The sequence below is a fragment of the Photobacterium chitinilyticum genome, from assembly GCF_004104355.1.
Taxonomy (GTDB): domain Bacteria; phylum Pseudomonadota; class Gammaproteobacteria; order Enterobacterales; family Vibrionaceae; genus Photobacterium; species Photobacterium chitinilyticum.
In genome coordinates, this window is the sequence record NZ_RJLM01000001.1 from 820625 (window position 1) to 837324 (window position 16700).

Genomic DNA, 16700 nt, shown 5'->3' on the forward strand with positions numbered 1-16700 from the left:
AGGTTTCTGAACGTTAATTATTTATAGCAAGTCAATTTTTTGACGTTGCTTTCATAACAATTCTTATAAAGGCTTATGCATTCATCGACAAGGAGTGTTTCACCACATCATACAGAGTTTTTGTATGTACTTATGACACTAGTAGTAAGGTGAATTTGTGATTTGGGTTAGTTGCAGTCATTATGACAAATTGGCAGATGCCAGAGAGAATCTTAAGTTATCACATAGCGTCGTTGATGTTTCGCCTTTTGAGTTACTTTCGACAATGACAGGACAGGAATTAATTTTCCTCGAAGTTGTTGATTCATCATCGGAAGGTTTTGAGCTATTGCGATCTATCAAAACCCGTTTTCCGCTAGCTAAGGTTGTTGTTGTGTATCACAGCCTAGATGCCAATTTGGCGCTGAATGTACTTCGGGCCGGTGGGGAAGATGTGATTGAAGCCAGTGCGACGAGGCAAGAGCTTGATGAGTGTTTTAGTCGTTTGCATACCCACCATGTGGAGAGTGATGTAGATACAGGACTTGAGCACCGTGAGCTTTCGATTAGACCTGCATTGAGGATTATTGATGAAAATATAAGTGCGCCACTGCGCGAGGAAGATCTCGCCAATGCCTGTCATTACTCGCCGACGTATTTTTCCCGGTTGTTCCACAGCATAATGGGAGTGACGTTAAAGCAATACATCATTAAAAAGCGGCTTGATTTAGCCTGCGGTCTACTGAGCTCTGATAGGGAAAAAATCTCTCAGGTTGCTAATTCGGCTGGTTTTAAAGACGTGTCTTATTTCTCTCGTGTATTTAAGAAGCATATGGGGTGCTCACCGGGAGAATTTAGGATGAGAAAGCACAATCTCAATACCTAAAGCGTTTGAGTAGAGAATTATATTTTTGTTTTTAATCAAATTTATACACTAGAGGTATCAAGTTAACAGAAATCTGCCGATAACAAATTACATACGGTTTGCATGCCTGTATATTATTAGTTCACATTGATGCATTTATACTATATTAACTGCATATGGTTCAAGATAAGCGGCACACTGATCAGGACGTGCGCGATATAGCGCAGACAATAAGTAGTTAACGGCATCTGCAGATAGAATGACATCTTTTCACGATATTTTAGGCACAGATAAAAACACGTCAGGCGCTGATATAAAGCGTCGCTATAAGTTACTATCAAGTCGGCTTCATCCCGATAAAGGCGGTTCAAAAGCGATCATGCAATTGCTTGTTCAAGCTTATGACAAGATAAGTCAGGGCAAGGGACATGAAGAAGCCGTTCGCACTGTCTATTCCAAAAGTGCCACTCCAGAAAGTGACAAGCAGAAATTACAACAGCTTGAACGTGATTGTCTGGCTCTCAAGCGCGCTAACGAAGAACTTGATCGGCAGTATAAGCTTGAACTCCAGAAAAACAGGTTATTAGCCGAGGAAAGCGAGCGTTATATGGGCGCCTCGGAAGATGAGCTGAAATGGTTGCGCCGAGAGAATCGACGATTGACTAAACAGCTTGATGAAGCGCGTTGGAAATTGAGCGATACCAATAGAACGGTATCTGCCGTACCTGATAGGGAAGATGTATCTTCACCATTGGGTGAGATATCTCCCAAGGTCATCAGTCAGATAAAAGCGATTGGTGGAATTAATCTACGTCGTATTGGTTTCATGTTAATGGTACCGATGCTTATTGTTGGTTTGCTATTTACTTTAGGCAGAGAGCCTTGGCTTGCTATCTTGGCGTTGTTTGACGAGCCACAGCCGGAACCAGAGGTTAGGGTCACGATTTTAAATAGCCACCCGGATGATAACCTCCAATCACCAGACCAACCTGCTGTGCTGACAGTGAGTGCGGCCCCCGATAAGCCTCAGCCCGTCCAGCGCATCCTGCTAGAGCGAACAGTCGGTGTATGGCAGCTTCGGTATTTTGAAGACAAGAATCATCCTTACATTGCTGTACGCAGTGAGAAGGGCTCCTATATTGTTAAAGGCTGCGATACAAAATTTCAGTACTACCGCAATTCAAATCTTCGCTCGGGGCGACTGGCAGCAAATTTGATTTTCGACCGCAAGGAGCGTCATTTTCTCGTTTATAATATTCCCTATGGCAATGGTTCATTTGCCGGTAACTGGGCAGAGAGCAAGAGCTTACTGATTAACAGGGAGTATTTCCCGAACGAAGGGTTTGCTGATGCATACCAACGCCTAGAGCAGATTTGTACATTTTAATAAAAAAGGCACAAGATTGTGCCTTTTTATTTGCTTGATCTGGTTATAGATCGCCTAGGAAGCCTTCAATTTTCGCTTTGTGTTCGGCAACCGCCATAATCCCCCATATCACTTCTTTGCGAAATGCATGGATAAATAACTGCTATCTTTAAACGTACACACTTGTGTATGCAGGTATATTGGGGGAGAGGTATCTATGAGAGCGTTGTACGCCCTGAAGAGTATTATCATTGTAGTTGTTGTTTTGGTGTCGGTGTTTTCTAGTCCCTCCTTCGCAGCCCCCAGTCGCTTACAGCAAATTATTGATCGTGGAGTGCTTCGAGTCGGCACTACGGGTGATTGGAATCCAATGACCATCCGTGATCCGGCCACGAACTTTTACAAAGGTTTTGACATAGATATCACCACCGAGCTGGCAAAAGATCTTGGTGTTACCGTTGAATATGTTGCAACTGACTGGAAGGCGTTGGTCAGCGGTGTTGTTACCAATAAATATGATATGACAGGCAGTGCGGCTTTAAATATGAAGCGAGCACGAGTAGCGGGATATAGTCAGCCTTATTTTAATTTGGCCTTTGTACCGGTTATTCAAAAACAGAACTTCAAACGATTTCGTAAGTGGAGTGATTTTAATTCCAGCACTGTCACTATCACATCGGCCAAGGGGACGGTTCAGGAATCGATGGTAAAAGAGCTGTTTCCCAACGCCCGCCATAATGTTATTCAGGCCCCGGTTCGTGGTTATCAGCAATTGCTGGCCAATAAGTCGACGGTGATTGTGACATCGAATATTGAAGCTGCCACCATAACGAATCGATTTCCCCAGCTTACGGTTGCCAAAGTGAAAGGCATGCGACGTCCGACACCTGTGGCCATGTTACTCCCAAAGGAAGATCAGATTTGGATTAACTACATTAATCATTGGATTGAGTTAAAGAAAACTCAGGGCTTTTTTGATCGTATTGCCAGAAAGTGGGGGCTGGTTAAGCTTGATATCCGCTAATTGATAGCGCTAGATTGTTATTGAAACGATTGCTTATTGTAATAGATAGTGTTTGGTGAGTTACACAGTTGAACATGTGTAATAAAAATGACATGGTGGTTTGATAGGTTTCAGGGAAGATCAAAAGCTTGAAATCAAAATATAGCTTTTGAATTCATTAACATAAGGAGCAGTATGGACTTATCAGCCTATCAAGGACTAATCTTCGACATGGACGGTACATTGATAGATTCAATGCCAGCCCATGTACAGGCATGGAAGAAAACATGCGAGTTATATGAGATTCCGTTCGATGAAAAGTGGTTTTATAGCTTAGGTGGTATGCCTACCATCAAGACGGCGCAGGCGATTAACCATCGCTACCATCAGAATTTAGATACCAAGCGTTTGGCCAACACTAAAAGTGAGTTCTTTGAGACGTTGGACTTCAAAGGCGGTGTGATCCCCTCAACATATCAAATTCTTGTCGATAACAAACCGTCAAAGAAAATTGCAGTCGGTACCGGGTGTCGCCAGATGAATGCGTTGCCGTTACTTGATGAAGCGAGAATTTTACCATTGCTTGATGCACTGGTTACAGCCGACGATGTCGATAATCACAAACCCAACCCAGATACATTCCTTCAGGCCGCGATGCGGATTGGGCTGGAGCCACAGCACTGTTTGGTATTTGAAGATACGGAGTTGGGAAAAACGGCCGCACTGGCCGCCGGAATGGATTGTGTGCTGGTGGTTGATGGCGAGATCACAACTTTAACGAAAGCGAATAATCACTAAAAGAATCAGATTACACCTGTGTGTAGAAAGGGTATTCTTCCTTGCATTGAATGAATACCCTGATGGCAACATGAAGAAATCTGCAGCAGAACTGGAACAAGTACACTCCGCAAAAAAGCATTCCAAGCAAAGCCTAAGCTCGAAAGAGCAATATCCTATTTCGGAGACCCGATTTTGGATCCAGCGCTTAAGTAAAACAGGGGTTAGAGCCCTGCATATTTTGGGTATTTCAGGCTCTGCTGGCGGTATCCTGTATGGGGTAGAGCGTGAGTTATGGCTCAACTGGTGGATTTTGGCAATGGTTACAGGTGTTATTTTGATGACACTGGAAATCAGTCGATCAAAGCTATGGCTGATTCAGCTTAAAGGTGTGCTCACTCTTGTTAAGCTGACGTTGCTAGGCTCGTTCTTTATTATTCCCCAACATAAACCGATGTTGTTTATCACAATCTTATTGATGTCGGTGTTGATTGCTCATGGGCCTGCGGGTTTACGGCATTACTCTATCTGGCATCGTCGTCGCATTGATGAGAAACCGCGCAAGAAAAAACGGTGAATGGAAGTTCTTCGAAGTATATCGACAAAGTAAGCATTATCACTCTCTGAAGTGTATTGCAGTTAGTGCTATAATTCAGCATAATATTGCTATTACAGTGATAATAAAACTTTATTTGTCAAGGATTTCCTTTGAAACCATTACTGAGCATTATTTTACTACCATTGCTTCTTGCTGGCTGTTCACAATCAGTGGACGAGCGTGCCGATGAATATGTTGATTTGAGCTTCACGTTGTGTGGCGCCAAAGTAAAAACATACTCTCAGGGCGATGATGGCAAGATTAGGGTAATTTGTGACAATGACAGTTATTTCCTGGTGAAGGACAAAGAAACATTAGCCTATATGAACGAGTTAAACGGTGCATATTGCTATGGCAAAGGTTTCTCTGTATTTAACGAGCGCAGTAACTACTACACATTTACCTGCAAGGATGAGAAAAGCTTTAATATCCCTAAATAGGTAACATTGGGACTGCTTACTTGTCGCTTCAAAATGAATTAAATCGCCCTGTTTGTCAGTGTAAACAAACAGGGCGTTTTTGATCGAAACATCCAACGTAAACCCTTGCATTACTCCGGTCTGCTCAATTGAACTCAATTAACTTCATAGCCCGGTGCCAGCTGGGCACTATTGACTTGATAGAGCGCCTGCGGGTTGGCCAATGCCAGTTGGTAACCGACACATTTGTGCAAGTGCCTTTCTTTGCTGCAATCGACTTCCCATTTGCGCAATAGATAGCCTGCAAGTGCAGCTCGGGCTTCGATGACTTTTTTGCCGCCTTTCATCTCGTAATCAAGCTCAATCGCCTCTGGATTCTCTTGATGAGGGTGGGGGATCAGCTCAAGTTCAATAAATTTTTGCCACTGGCGATCTTCGCCCGCTTGCTCATGGCTGCTTGGGGAATCGTCGAGAATACGCGCTGAAACGGCTCGGTTACAGATAACATCCATAAACCGTGCATTCTTGCGATCAAAGGAACGCACATGCCAGCGGTTCCCCGAATCTACCAAGCTGTGTGGCACGATTTCACGGGTACCTTTTCCGCTAGAGGTTGATATGTACTCCACCTCGACCGCTTTGTTTCGATAAATCCCTTCGCACAGTACCGCCATAATGGCCGTTTTCGGAATGGTAAGCGGTTCCGGTGATTCGCAGCTGATTGGAAACTCCTGGAAACCTGAAAAGCCATCACCATAACCAAGTGATACAGTGGCGAGTGTTTTTTTCAGGTCCAGATTAAACAACGGCTTGAATGCCGGCTGCTTGTAATATTTCTTCGAACGCATGTCCAGCTTTAGGTTGTCTGGTGCAATCTCTTTGTATAAAGCAAAGTCTCGTGTGGTTGCCGCGTGTCCGACAGCAAAGCGATCAATCAAATCTTTGCGGGTTAGCTCACCCAGGAAATAGAGTGCAAAGTCGATGAAAGCAAGCCGTTCGCGCTGGGCCGAACCGATAGCGTCCAGCTTCTTTGTTATATCCGCAATGTGATCGTTTTGATGTAAAGACATGGTTATTTATCCAGTATTCCATATGCAGACTAATATATCGCGAAAATAAGTAGAAGCAAGACCTGAAACCACCATTCATCATTTTTCTTAGGTGATGATGAACGCGAATTTTCTAATTTGTGCAGATTATCAAATGCTTATAATTTCTCCTTGATGTATGGCTGCATAGATATTCAAATCAACGGCAGTTCAAATTGGGTGCTTTACATACTCACAATCAGTAGATATTATGCAGCGACTCTTTGTGAGTTCAGTTGCATTGTGAGCGTACAGGTCGTGTCGTCAGTTGGATAATCGCAGTCGATGCCGTCGAAGTATTTGAGATAAAAGTCAGATGAGTAGTGAAATACTGCTGTAAATATGGAAAATGTGCTGGCGAATGAGATTCATTGCTGTACGACGTAAACAAACAGTGTGATATGTAGACAATTGCCTTTATACCATAGAGATGGTTATTGAGGGCGCGGTAGATTAGGTAGTGGTAGAAAGTGACGTTTTCAAAAAAACAGCTGGCGCGGGCGTATGACGTGTTGATTCAGGGAGTCGTGTGCCTTGATGACAATTTGCGACAGGGCGTATTGGTTTATATTGAAAGCCTGTTGCTAGAGCAGGGTATTCAACGAGACAAATATCTGTCGCTTGAGGATCTTCACAGCCATTACCCTTATGTTTGTATGGGCTCCTACATGCCTATCGACTTTTTCAACGCTGACAACCTAGGTTTAATTACGGCCTGCAATGATGAAAACTTCAAGCCTATTAGTCTGAAGGTCTGTACTGTTCTCCAAGGTGGTCATAAACCCGTTCATCGCTGGCACACGGTTGGCACATATCGATGTGATGATATTATTAGTGCTATCCACGTACTACTGGAAACCCTCAGCAACGGAGCCTATTTCAACCCGTGTAAAACCTGTAACACGATTCGACCTGCAGGCTATCTTGATGACGAGCAGGTATGTGGTTGCTGTCATGATGGTTTGCTGGGTGTGGCGTAGGTTACTCTCAAGTTGTATTTATATCCCATCTGTCATCTTCCTCTGTTTATACAGCGGCAGGGCTAAAGTGTGCGCTTGTTAAAGCTCTCTCTATCTCTTTGATGCAATTAATAATTATTGGGATTAAAATGAGCGCCATTGCATAAAGTAAGCGTACTTGCTGTGAACAAAAATATTGACTTTTACCATCAAAATGCCTCAAGCCTTGCTGATAGTTATCAGCAGCTTTCCTTTGAAGATGTCCACGCAAACTGGAAGCCATATTGGCCAGTGGCGGGTGATGGACAGCCACCTGTTCGTGTTTTGGATGTGGGAGCCGGTTCTGGCCGTGATGCTAGATGGTTTGCCAAGTGCGGTTGCGAGGTCTTTGCAATTGAACCTGCTAAATCCTTGAGTCTTTTAGGTCGTAAGTATACAGACGCTCTAGAGGTGACTTGGCTGGATGATGTTCTTCCTGAGTTGAAGAAAGTGACTGATTTGGGGATGCGTTTTGATTTGATTCTTGTGTCTGCGGTCTGGATGCATTTAGCGATATCTAAGCGTAAACGAGCATTCCGAAAGTTGGCTAATTTACTGGCTGCAAATGGAAAATTAGTTATCTCACTGCGTCATGGCGATTTTGATGATGGCCGCACAACCCATGGTGTTTCTGTTGAGGAACTTGAGAAGCTTGCGACAGAACATGCGTTACATGTTTGCTACAAAAGTGAACTTAGTAAAGATGCAATGGGGCGAGACGATGTCCAGTGGCAAACAATAGTTTTCAACCTGCCGGATGATGGTTCGGGAGATTTAACGAAAGTTCGCCATATCATTGTCAATGACAGTAAATCTGCGACCTACAAATTAGCGCTACTGCGAACTTTGCTGCGAATTGCTGACGCCCATCCCGGTGCTGTGTTGGATAGAACAGACGGTAAGATAGCTATTCCACTTGGTCTTGTCGGACTATATTGGATTCGTCAGTTTAAGCGTTTAATTGATATTGGTGATATTCAACAGAATTCCAATCCTAATTTGGGACTTGGTTTTGTCAAGCCTAACGGTTGGCGCAAGCTTAAACATCTGGGGGCAGATGACTTGTCCGTTGGTTCTTTATTTACCGGTGAAGACGCAATTGTTTTGCAGGAAACACTTAAGGACACGTTAGATACCATTATTCAAAATCCGATAAAGTTTACTTATATTGGGAATAAAGATAATCGTATATTTGGCGTTGCTCGTAAAACTAAACGAAAGCAATCATCTTTGCTACTCGATTCAGCGTTTCTTGCGAGTTATGGTGAGTTGGTTCTGGATGAGAGCTTATGGGATTGCTTCCGGCTATACCACTCATGGATTGAGCCATTGGTAGTTAATCAATGGATTAGGGAGATGCAAAGCTACAGTCGAAATGTGGAGCGAAATATTTCGTTAGAGACTTACCATGACTGCTTGATTTGGATAGATAAAGATCATGATACTCGTGAGGTGCGAAAAAAAGTAGATGTCCTGCGCCAGTGTGGCACTGAAATACACAGTGTCTGGAGTGGGAAAAAATTGCGCAATCAATATCATGTGGATCATTGCCTGCCGTTCGCATACTGGCCAAATAATGATCGATGGAACTTGTTACCAACCACGACTAACGAAAACCAGGAAAAGAAAGACAGGCTACCGACATCCAAACGTCTTCATGATTCAAGGGAGTTGATTTTGGACTGGTGGCAAACTGCCTGGCAAAGCGATCAAGAGCAAACCCGCTTTTTCGATGAGGCTGTATTATCATTGCCAAACCTTCCGCCACAATGTCGAAACTTTGATGATGTTTTTGATGCAATGGGATTGCAAGTCAAAGGAGTGAAGAGTCGATTGCTGGTGAGGGAGTGGTGATTTAGCAAAGAGCCTTCACCCTCCCGAGCAAGTGTTTTTGTTCAAACCTTACAGCGGTTATATGTTAAACGCCTATCGGCGGCGAGGGTGCTTGTGTGATGATCTTGCTTTATAGGCAGATGCCGCTTTTGCCTGAGAAAGCAGAATAGATTCAACGGTCAGCTCCATTGGCTCCCGTGGCACAATACCGACAGCGAAAGTGCGTTTACGAGGGGGTAATTCTAGCTCTTCTTCGCTAGGCTTTGGCATACGCTTGAAACGGGACAAATAAAACGTTTCTAGTTTTTCTCGGGCCCACTCTGTTTTGCGAAGAAACTTAAGGCTGCCTGCAATGCTAGGGTTCGTATGAAAACAGTTTAAACGCAATGCAGTATCGAGTATCTCCCAGCCGTAAAAATCGACAAGCTCGGTCAGTAACGTTTCTAGCTTAAGGCCGTGTAGCGGGTTATTTTGTTGTTCTTCTAGCATTGCTATTCCTAAAACAGGTGCATGTGGCGGGATCAGCGCACATTATACTGTCTACTCATGCCAAATAGATAGTGCTGTTGGAAAGGTATAGCGAGCCTTATATATACTTATATGTTGCCTCAAGCTGCTGCTGTGCGATTTCCAGCCGTGTCAGCAAGAACGAGGCATCGTCTATTCTGTTGTGGCTTATGGCCTTACGGACTCTGGTTTGGTAGTTTCTAACCCGGCTGAGACATTGCTGCCGTAAGAAAGCATCTCTGAGTCCGCTTGCTTGATCCTCTAGTACTTGAGCCATAGTTACCTCGCCGATTAACGTTGATAAAGATGCATAGTGATATCTGTCTATGAGGATAGTTAATCATTTTTTGAGGCGGTGAATTTCAGGGGAATGTCAAAACTGCCCGATTTCTATGGAAAAAGATGTAATTTGCACATCGTATATTGATGCACCTTGGTAAGGTGATGGTTGCGATCGTCATAATGCATAGTAAGAGTGGGGTGTTTTCAGATGTAATATAGCCATTGTTTACGTGTGGTTATGTAAACAAGCGTAAACTTGTTTGAAGCTAAGTAAAGTCGCTTTTATAACGCTGGAGAGCGAATATCATGTATTTCATAGGTACAGGTTATGACTGTTTTTCACTTTACTATTAGAAGCTACCGCTATGTTGAAATTTACACTGATACTCGTATTGCTATGGTCCCCAGCCCTGTTGATGGGCTATGACGAAATGGGTGACTTCTTTTTTTGGCGTCATCAGCTAACTATGTTGACGGGCATAATTGGACTTGGGTATATGAGCTTTGCCGTACTGATCGCTGCAAGGTTTAGCTGGGTTGAGAGCCGGTTGAATGGGTTAGATAAAGGTTATGCGTTGCATAAAAACCTCGGTATAGGTGCGACGGTGGTTTTAGTTTTGCACTGGCTATGTGTACAAAGTGCAAAGTGGCTTGTACAAGCGGGGCTGCTAGCCAGGCCCAACGGAAGCAGACCTGCAATTGAAGGGGTTAACTGGCACCATATTGCCAGTGAGATAGGAGAGATTACTTTCTATATCTTCTTACTCTTTAGCGTCATTAGCTTGGTACAGGCCATTAGCTATAAGAAGTTCAAATTCACGCATAAAATAGGTGGCTTGCTGGTTATTGCCGGTGTTATCCATACTGTCTTATTACTTGATTGGAATAGCCAGTCAATATTGATGAATATTGCCATTGCTGGTGTTTCTGTTGTCGGTATTTGGTGCAGCTACTTGTCGTTAACTGGGAAAATTGGCGCCAGTAATAAATCCACGGGAGAGGTGGTGTCGGCTGAGCGATTTAAAGCCGGTACAGAAAGTAATAGCGTCATTCGGGTTGGTATTAAATTAGATTCAACAATTCATTATAAAGAAGGCCAGTTCGCCTATTTGAACTTTCATGATGGAGAAGCCCCGCATCCTTTCTCAATTTTAGACTACGATGAGGAAACACAGTTTATCGAGTTTGGTATTAAAGATTTAGGCGATTATACCCATCAAATGGTTAATCAATTAACGGTTGGTCAAAGTGTGACTGTTGAAGGTGGGTATGGGTATTTCCAGATACCGCAGCAAGCAATGCAAGTTTGGGTTGGGGCAGGGATAGGTATTGTTCCATTTATTTCCAGGTTGTATTGGCTAGAGCGAAAAGCCAGCAAGGAAAATCTTAAGTATAAAAAAATCCACCTCTTCTATTGTGTCAACTCGAGGAAGGAAGCGTTCTTTGAAAAGGAAATCCTCGCTATTTTAGGACAATTAGATTGCATTGAACTTGAAGTTCTCGATGCTGATAAAGGGGAGTTCCTAAGTGCAGAGCAGATAGTTAGCACAACAAGCAGCAAAGAGTTTGATGTCAGTTTTTGTGGGCCAGCAGCATTTGGTGATTCTTTGCGTACGGATTTAGCCTCTGTAGGTATAGGTAGCGAGCGCTTTCATACCGAAATATTCAAAATGAGATAACGTATACCCAAACCGTCATTGCTGAAACTAGCACCTTGAGTGGTTTGGGTATGGTTATTCGGATGGTGACCTTATGCCGCTGGCATCAACAGCTGACCTAGGTAGCGAACAACATGTGCAGCGTCTTGTGCGGCGCTGTTTACCTTGGCAATGATAGCCTGTGCGCGTTCGTCATCATCTTTCAGGCTAGCCTTTACTTTTTCGTTCATGGCTTCGGCCATTTCTAGCTTCTGCTTACAGTCTTGAAACAGTGCAGAAAGGAATGTCATCTCTACTTCACCGCCCTCGGAAAATACCTTAGTCGCAATGCTATAAACAGTATGAAACTTCGTTGCCATGTCTTTCTTGTCTGCCTGGCTTTCTTTTGCCCAGTCAGCAGCCCAACCTTTGAAGATGACAGCGATTTGTGGATTTGGAGCGATGTTTACTTGTTGCATCGGGTGTTTGTCCTTGGGGTTTTGAGGAGAGGGAATAGTAAAGGAGCGACGGGTGAGTTTAAAGCCATAACATTTACTCTGGTGGTTGGCTGAGCAAAAAGTAAACGTTTATGGCTTTGGATAGGATTATTGCTAGCCCTTTAAAATTGGAAATAAATAAATGCAGCCTTATCAGAGCCCAAGGCCGCCATCAGGTAAATAAGCGTTACTGTTACTGTCGCGTAGCCGTATTCAGGGATCCTGACGGCGGTTTGCATTAACCGATCACGCCAGCGAACCGGCGTGAAGTGAAGTAAGGCGGCAAGGAAAAGCGCACCGCCTGCTATGGGCGAGATCGGTAAGTCACTGGTTGTTGCATTGGCGATAGCGTGTAAGTAGTGCCAGCTGGCTGCTAGATCTTCGGCTCTGAAGAGTAGGCGGGTGAGGGTAATGATGGTGAAAATTTGCAGAATACGTACGGCTAGGGTTATGCCGCGGAATATTAGCGGGGGGTGACCTTTTCTTTCTCTAATGAGGCTGCGGTAGTGCTCGATACTGACAAGGCTGCCGTGGATCACACCATATAAGACGAAGTTCCAGCCTGCACCATGCCAGATACCGATGGCCACAAACACAAGCAGTAGGTTGAAATAGATATTGCTCCAGTGCCAGTTTTTAATCGCTTCGTATAAGTAATCGCGAAAGAAAGAGGACATGGTGATATGCCAGCGTTGCCAGAAATTGGCCACACTGGTTGCCATATAGGGCCGGTTGAAATTGATGGGCAATTTAAAGCCCATCATTTTAGCGACACCAATGGCAATATCGGTATAACCGCTTAAATCCATATAGACTTGAAAGCTGTAGGCGAACAATGCGATGACGAGAAAGAGCGAGGAAAATTCAGACGGTTCGCTAAAGGCCGGGTCGACGATATGCAGCGCGAGAATATCGGCAATCATGATCTTTTTGATTAGCCCGCGAATAATCAGTGTCAGGCCTTCCATCATCGCCTGACCGGATAGCTTCTTGTTTGATTCCAGCTGCGGCATAAAGTAGGAGGCTCTGACGATAGGGCCTGAGAGCAACTGGGGGAAAAACGCCATGAACAATGCGAAATCTTTGATGGTGCAAGATTTTGTTAATCGCTGCTGATAGAGGTCTATTGGGTAGGTAATGGCCTGAAAGGTCATAAAGGATATGCCAATCGGTAGGATCACATCGACAAATGGACTGCGGCCGGAGACTCCGAACATATGCAGAAAATCATACAAAGAGTCGATGAAAAAGTTGCTGTACTTGAAATAGAACAGAATGAGTAAACTAAAGCCGATAGCTCCCGCTAGGGCTAGTTTTCTGATTGCCATTCGCGGGTGGGTAATTATAATGTGCCCGGCAATATAGTTCATTCCAGTAAGGGCTATAAGCAGGGCAGAGAAGCGCCAGTCGAACGTCATATAAAAGTAATAGCTAATAAGCAGAAGGAAGCTTTTTTTGTGCTCGTTGTGGTGCTGCAATGCCGCACACCCGATCAAAGCAAAGAGTGCAAAAATAAAATAGGACAGGGAGGTAATTACCATTTTATCGCTCCATTAACTGGCTTGTTAATTCGTTGTTTAGTGTTTCAGCGACAAACTGTTCACCTTTGAAAGTGAAATGTCCTCCATCGACGAAGTATTGGCTGCCACCGGGCATTGCTTCTGCGAGATCGACGAAAGGTGTGTTGTACTGCTGGGCAACAGAGCGAATTTGATCGTTGTAGAGCTCTCCGATATGGATGATGCCGTTTAAGTCGAGGCAGTGATAATAATACAACGAAGTGGCTGCGAGACTGGCTTGCTGCTCTTTCGGCACGTTGATATAAGAGCGGGCAACGGTAACCAATACCGGTTTGATCCCTTGTGCGATAATGCTTTTCACCAGAGACTCAATTCTATCTCTATAATCGGTGGGATTAATGGTTTCCGGATCTATCGAGTTGATTTTTGTTACTTTCGGTGTCCTGAGAAATATTGTATTTTTCTGGATCATATCCTTGCTCATTAGCCAGTTAGGTAACTTGGGATAATCCAGCGCCTGTCGTGTGCTAGTTGTGTCAGTCTTGTCAGTCGTCTGAGTTTCTGTGGGGCCCTTTGGGGAACCTTCGTTAGGGCATAGCAGGCTAATATCGTTAAATCCGGGATAGATAATAACGGCGGAAGGCGACAGCTTATAGACAATACTTTCGGTGACTTGCTGTGTTTCACTTAACGAGCTGCCTTCAATTCCGGCATTGATGATATTGACCGGACGATGGCTGTACTTTTCCTTTAGAACCGAGGCGAGAAGTTGAGAGAAAGTGCGTTCATTGGTTTCCGCATAGATCCCAGCAACGGTAGAGGCACCGACAACGGCATAGCGAATTTCATTCGATTGACGTTCAAGCGGTATTTCCGGACTGCGCAGGCCGTGTGAGTTAATGACCATGCGGTCTTGCCGGGTCTCTGTGTCTTTGATAATGAGATTTGGACGATAAGTGCGTGTTTGAAGTTCTTTATTGAACACGACGGCACTTTCATCAGTCAGTAGTGATAATACGTTACGTCCCGTTTTAATATAGGTACGGGCCTGAAGGAAGATTTCTCCAACCAATAGAATGCCAATAATGAAAGAGATAGTCAGCCAGGCTCTGGGTTCGCGTTGTCGGTGTGACTGTGACTGCTGAGACGTTATTGAGTAACTCTCTAACTGTCCGACAGTCATGGCTTCCCAATTGTCGGGGAGAAATGTCAGGTAGTCTTCAATTGCAACAGAGGTAGCAACATAGCAGAGAGAATCCCCCCCTAGACTTAAGAAACTATCCTCTTCACGGATATCCTTGTTGCCGAAGATGGTGCTATAAGCCTCGAAGAGGTTGCCATAGCGTGTGGGTGCGTTTGTTTGCTTGCCAGGCTCAAGGAGTGATAACAGGGTCCGGTTATCTACTTTTCCTGATGGGAGTAGTGGATATTCTTCCATTTCTCTGACGATGAATACGCTTGAACCAAGCTGATAACGGGATGTGAGAGCCTCAACAATCGCAGGGGTAGACTTTTTTTGTAATGTTGCAATGAGCAGTGCGGAATCGTTGCCGACAACTACCGTGGTAAAGCCTGATTGTTGTAGGAACAGTTCAACCTCGTCAAGGCTGATACGCAGGCCGAAAAGCTTACAGAACCGGCTCATCCTGCCGACAATGCGGTAGAGTCCCGCAGAATTACGGCTAGCCAGATCGCCCGTGTGCAATAACTTAACGTCTTTGCCTTTAGCCAAATCTTGCGGGCATGTGGCATATCCCATCATAACGTTGGGACCTTGGTAGACAAGCTCTCCGCTTTGCTCGGGGCCGCCGATTTCCTCCCCTTGCTGATCGATAAGCTTAAAGCTTCCTCCCGGTATCGGTATTCCAATACAGTCCCGGTTTTGCTGTAGTTGTTCCGGTGGCACATAGGCCATGCGCGGTGAGGCTTCAGTTTGGCCATACATCACAAACAGGCGCTTTTGTTGTTGCTCAGCCCAGCCGAGATAGTGGGTAATAATATCTGTCGAAAGCCGTCCTCCAGCTTGGGCGATATATTGCAGTGAAGGAAAGAGCTTGTCTCTAAAGCCCATTCTTTCCATCAACTCAAACGTATAGGGGACGCCATAAAGGCTGGTGGCTTCAGCCTGACGGAAAAACGCCCAGAATGCCTGTTGAGAGACTGAGTGTTCCGTTAGCAGTACCGTTGCACCAACAGCAAGGTGCGAGTTGATAACAGACATACCGAAGGAGTAATGAAAAGGAAGTGTTGTGATGGCCTTTTGGTGTGTATCCAATTCTAGATATTGGGCAATGGAACGGGCATTCGAATCAATGTTACTTTGCGATAACCTAACCAGTTTAGCACTGCCGGTAGTGCCTGATGTTGATAATAGGACACTGAGATCGGGGTGAAGGGCAACTTCCCGATGCTCTGGATTCAGTTCGAGCGTCCAGTTGCTGATATAGCCATGCTGGTCGCTATTGTCCTGTTGGCCGGTACTGTCTTGTTGGTTGATGCTGTTTTGCCGGTATATGGCATAAGGCGCGAAGGTATCAAGGATATTGGTGTCTTTGGCTGTTGCTCCTGGCGCTACCAATATTACAGGGTGACGCGCACGCATGGCGCCAAGGTAGGCAATTAAAGGGCTGACTTCATTCAGGGTTTCAATGATCAGTAATTGACGTCGAGATCCTAAATCGTGGGCAAAAGCGTCAACTTGATCAGCAAGTTCGGAGTAACTCAGTTTTGAGCCCGTATCAGTGATAATAGCGGGAAGATCACCATGACGTCTTAGCGTATCTACAAACAAATTGCGTCCCTTCACTGCTTCGTTAGCATTAATTTGTCATAGCCTAAGCATAGGAGAAGATGTTCATAAATCACGGATTGAAACGAAATAGCCCCAATAGGTTGGTAGATAAGGAGGTGATGCAGCATTTATTTGCTGTTGATAACTGTATTTTTATGACCTAGGTAGTGTTTTATCAAATCATTTTTGCAAGCTACCCTGTAACGAACTACTGTTATTATAACCAGTGTGTTTGGGGGCGCTTATGATTGAAGTTAACTTCGAACTGGCAAAACAAGCCTACGGGAAAGTGTTGAAGTATCCATATGGCGGTGAATTGGCACCGCATGAGTACATGTCACTGAGAGTATTTCGCTGGGATTTAAGCCGTGCTGGAATGCCGATCGACAAGGCGTTCGATTTACGCTTAATTGCCGCGGGCTATCGTACCATCGCAACCCAGCCAGCCAGGGCACACCGCCCACTTCCAGCTTGTGTACTCGATAAGATGAGTGACAGCTGGAAAAGAAGCCATGGTTACTGCTAAGGGTTACGTTGCGG

At 44.6% G+C, this 16700-nt stretch carries 15 protein-coding genes; 10 read left to right on the plus strand and 5 right to left on the minus strand.

The window, feature by feature from the left end; translation table 11 throughout:
• The first annotated feature begins 157 nt into the window (after positions 1–157).
• From EDI28_RS03480 to EDI28_RS03505, 6 genes are all read left to right on the plus strand, one after another.
• Positions 158–865, plus strand: a complete 708-nt coding sequence (locus EDI28_RS03480) for a helix-turn-helix transcriptional regulator (RefSeq protein WP_128782424.1) — start codon at positions 158–160, stop codon at positions 863–865.
• A gap of 238 nt (positions 866–1103) precedes the next feature.
• On the plus strand, positions 1104–2231 hold the full coding sequence (locus EDI28_RS03485; protein WP_128782425.1) for a J domain-containing protein: 1128 nt from the start codon (positions 1104–1106) through the stop codon (positions 2229–2231).
• Positions 2232–2427: 196 nt separating this feature from the next.
• Entirely contained in the window at positions 2428–3234 is an 807-nt protein-coding gene (locus EDI28_RS03490; protein WP_128782426.1) for a transporter substrate-binding domain-containing protein, read from the plus strand.
• Positions 3235–3408: 174 nt separating this feature from the next.
• Positions 3409–4011 (plus strand): beta-phosphoglucomutase family hydrolase, encoded by a 603-nt coding sequence (locus EDI28_RS03495; RefSeq protein ID WP_128782427.1) that lies wholly within the window; start codon positions 3409–3411, stop codon positions 4009–4011.
• A gap of 70 nt (positions 4012–4081) precedes the next feature.
• The gene (locus EDI28_RS03500; protein ID WP_233353259.1) at positions 4082–4567 is read left to right on the plus strand and encodes a hypothetical protein; all 486 of its coding nucleotides are present in this window, start codon (positions 4082–4084) and stop codon (positions 4565–4567) included.
• A gap of 131 nt (positions 4568–4698) precedes the next feature.
• Positions 4699–5028 (plus strand): hypothetical protein, encoded by a 330-nt coding sequence (locus EDI28_RS03505; RefSeq protein ID WP_128782428.1) that lies wholly within the window; start codon positions 4699–4701, stop codon positions 5026–5028.
• Between the two features lie 134 nt (positions 5029–5162).
• Here the strand turns inward: EDI28_RS03505 and EDI28_RS03510 are convergent, their stop codons facing one another.
• Positions 5163–6077 (minus strand): BrxR family transcriptional regulator, encoded by a 915-nt coding sequence (locus tag EDI28_RS03510; RefSeq protein WP_128782429.1) that lies wholly within the window; start codon positions 6075–6077, stop codon positions 5163–5165.
• A gap of 488 nt (positions 6078–6565) precedes the next feature.
• On the opposite strand from EDI28_RS03510, the gene EDI28_RS03515 reads away from it, so the two are divergent.
• Both EDI28_RS03515 and EDI28_RS03520 read left to right on the plus strand, forming a co-directional pair.
• Positions 6566–7075, plus strand: a complete 510-nt coding sequence (locus EDI28_RS03515; RefSeq protein ID WP_128782430.1) for a hypothetical protein — start codon at positions 6566–6568, stop codon at positions 7073–7075.
• 162 nt (positions 7076–7237) lie between these two features.
• Positions 7238–8947, plus strand: a complete 1710-nt coding sequence (locus EDI28_RS03520; RefSeq protein ID WP_128782977.1) for a class I SAM-dependent methyltransferase — start codon at positions 7238–7240, stop codon at positions 8945–8947.
• 72 nt (positions 8948–9019) lie between these two features.
• Here the strand turns inward: EDI28_RS03520 and EDI28_RS03525 are convergent, their stop codons facing one another.
• Positions 9020–9415: a VF530 family DNA-binding protein gene (locus EDI28_RS03525; RefSeq protein ID WP_128782431.1), complete on the minus strand. Its 396-nt coding sequence runs from the start codon at positions 9413–9415 to the stop codon at positions 9020–9022.
• Between the two features lie 665 nt (positions 9416–10080).
• Between EDI28_RS03525 and EDI28_RS03535 the strand changes: the two genes are divergently transcribed.
• On the plus strand, positions 10081–11394 hold the full coding sequence (locus EDI28_RS03535; RefSeq protein ID WP_128782433.1) for a ferredoxin reductase family protein: 1314 nt from the start codon (positions 10081–10083) through the stop codon (positions 11392–11394).
• Positions 11395–11465: 71 nt separating this feature from the next.
• Here EDI28_RS03535 and EDI28_RS03540 read toward each other — a convergent pair whose 3' ends face one another.
• From EDI28_RS03540 to EDI28_RS03550, 3 genes are all read right to left on the minus strand, one after another.
• Positions 11466–11831, minus strand: a complete 366-nt coding sequence (locus EDI28_RS03540; protein WP_128782434.1) for a hypothetical protein — start codon at positions 11829–11831, stop codon at positions 11466–11468.
• 140 nt (positions 11832–11971) lie between these two features.
• Entirely contained in the window at positions 11972–13390 is a 1419-nt protein-coding gene (locus EDI28_RS03545) for an MBOAT family O-acyltransferase (protein WP_128782435.1), read from the minus strand.
• A 1-nt stretch (position 13391) separates the two neighbouring features.
• Positions 13392–16160 (minus strand): AMP-binding protein, encoded by a 2769-nt coding sequence (locus EDI28_RS03550; protein ID WP_128782436.1) that lies wholly within the window; start codon positions 16158–16160, stop codon positions 13392–13394.
• 244 nt (positions 16161–16404) lie between these two features.
• Here EDI28_RS03550 and EDI28_RS03555 point away from each other — a divergent pair, with 244 nt between their 5' ends.
• Entirely contained in the window at positions 16405–16686 is a 282-nt protein-coding gene (locus EDI28_RS03555; protein ID WP_128782437.1) for a hypothetical protein, read from the plus strand.
• Positions 16687–16700: the final 14 nt, after the last annotated feature.

Excerpts from the sequence above, each read along its gene's own strand:
- EDI28_RS03525 (WP_128782431.1), bottom strand. The coding sequence starts at position 9,415 with ATGCTAGAAGAACAACAAAATAACCCGCTACACGGCCTTAAGCTAGAA.
- EDI28_RS03500 (WP_233353259.1), top strand. The coding sequence starts at position 4,082 with ATGAAGAAATCTGCAGCAGAACTGGAACAAGTACACTCCGCAAAAAAG.
- EDI28_RS03490 (WP_128782426.1), top strand. The coding sequence starts at position 2,428 with ATGAGAGCGTTGTACGCCCTGAAGAGTATTATCATTGTAGTTGTTGTT.
- EDI28_RS03545 (WP_128782435.1), bottom strand. The coding sequence starts at position 13,390 with ATGGTAATTACCTCCCTGTCCTATTTTATTTTTGCACTCTTTGCTTTG.
- EDI28_RS03495 (WP_128782427.1), top strand. The coding sequence starts at position 3,409 with ATGGACTTATCAGCCTATCAAGGACTAATCTTCGACATGGACGGTACA.
- EDI28_RS03535 (WP_128782433.1), top strand. The coding sequence starts at position 10,081 with ATGTTGAAATTTACACTGATACTCGTATTGCTATGGTCCCCAGCCCTG.
- EDI28_RS03485 (WP_128782425.1), top strand. The coding sequence starts at position 1,104 with ATGACATCTTTTCACGATATTTTAGGCACAGATAAAAACACGTCAGGC.
- EDI28_RS03540 (WP_128782434.1), bottom strand. The coding sequence starts at position 11,831 with ATGCAACAAGTAAACATCGCTCCAAATCCACAAATCGCTGTCATCTTC.
- EDI28_RS03510 (WP_128782429.1), bottom strand. The coding sequence starts at position 6,077 with ATGTCTTTACATCAAAACGATCACATTGCGGATATAACAAAGAAGCTG.
- EDI28_RS03555 (WP_128782437.1), top strand. The coding sequence starts at position 16,405 with ATGATTGAAGTTAACTTCGAACTGGCAAAACAAGCCTACGGGAAAGTG.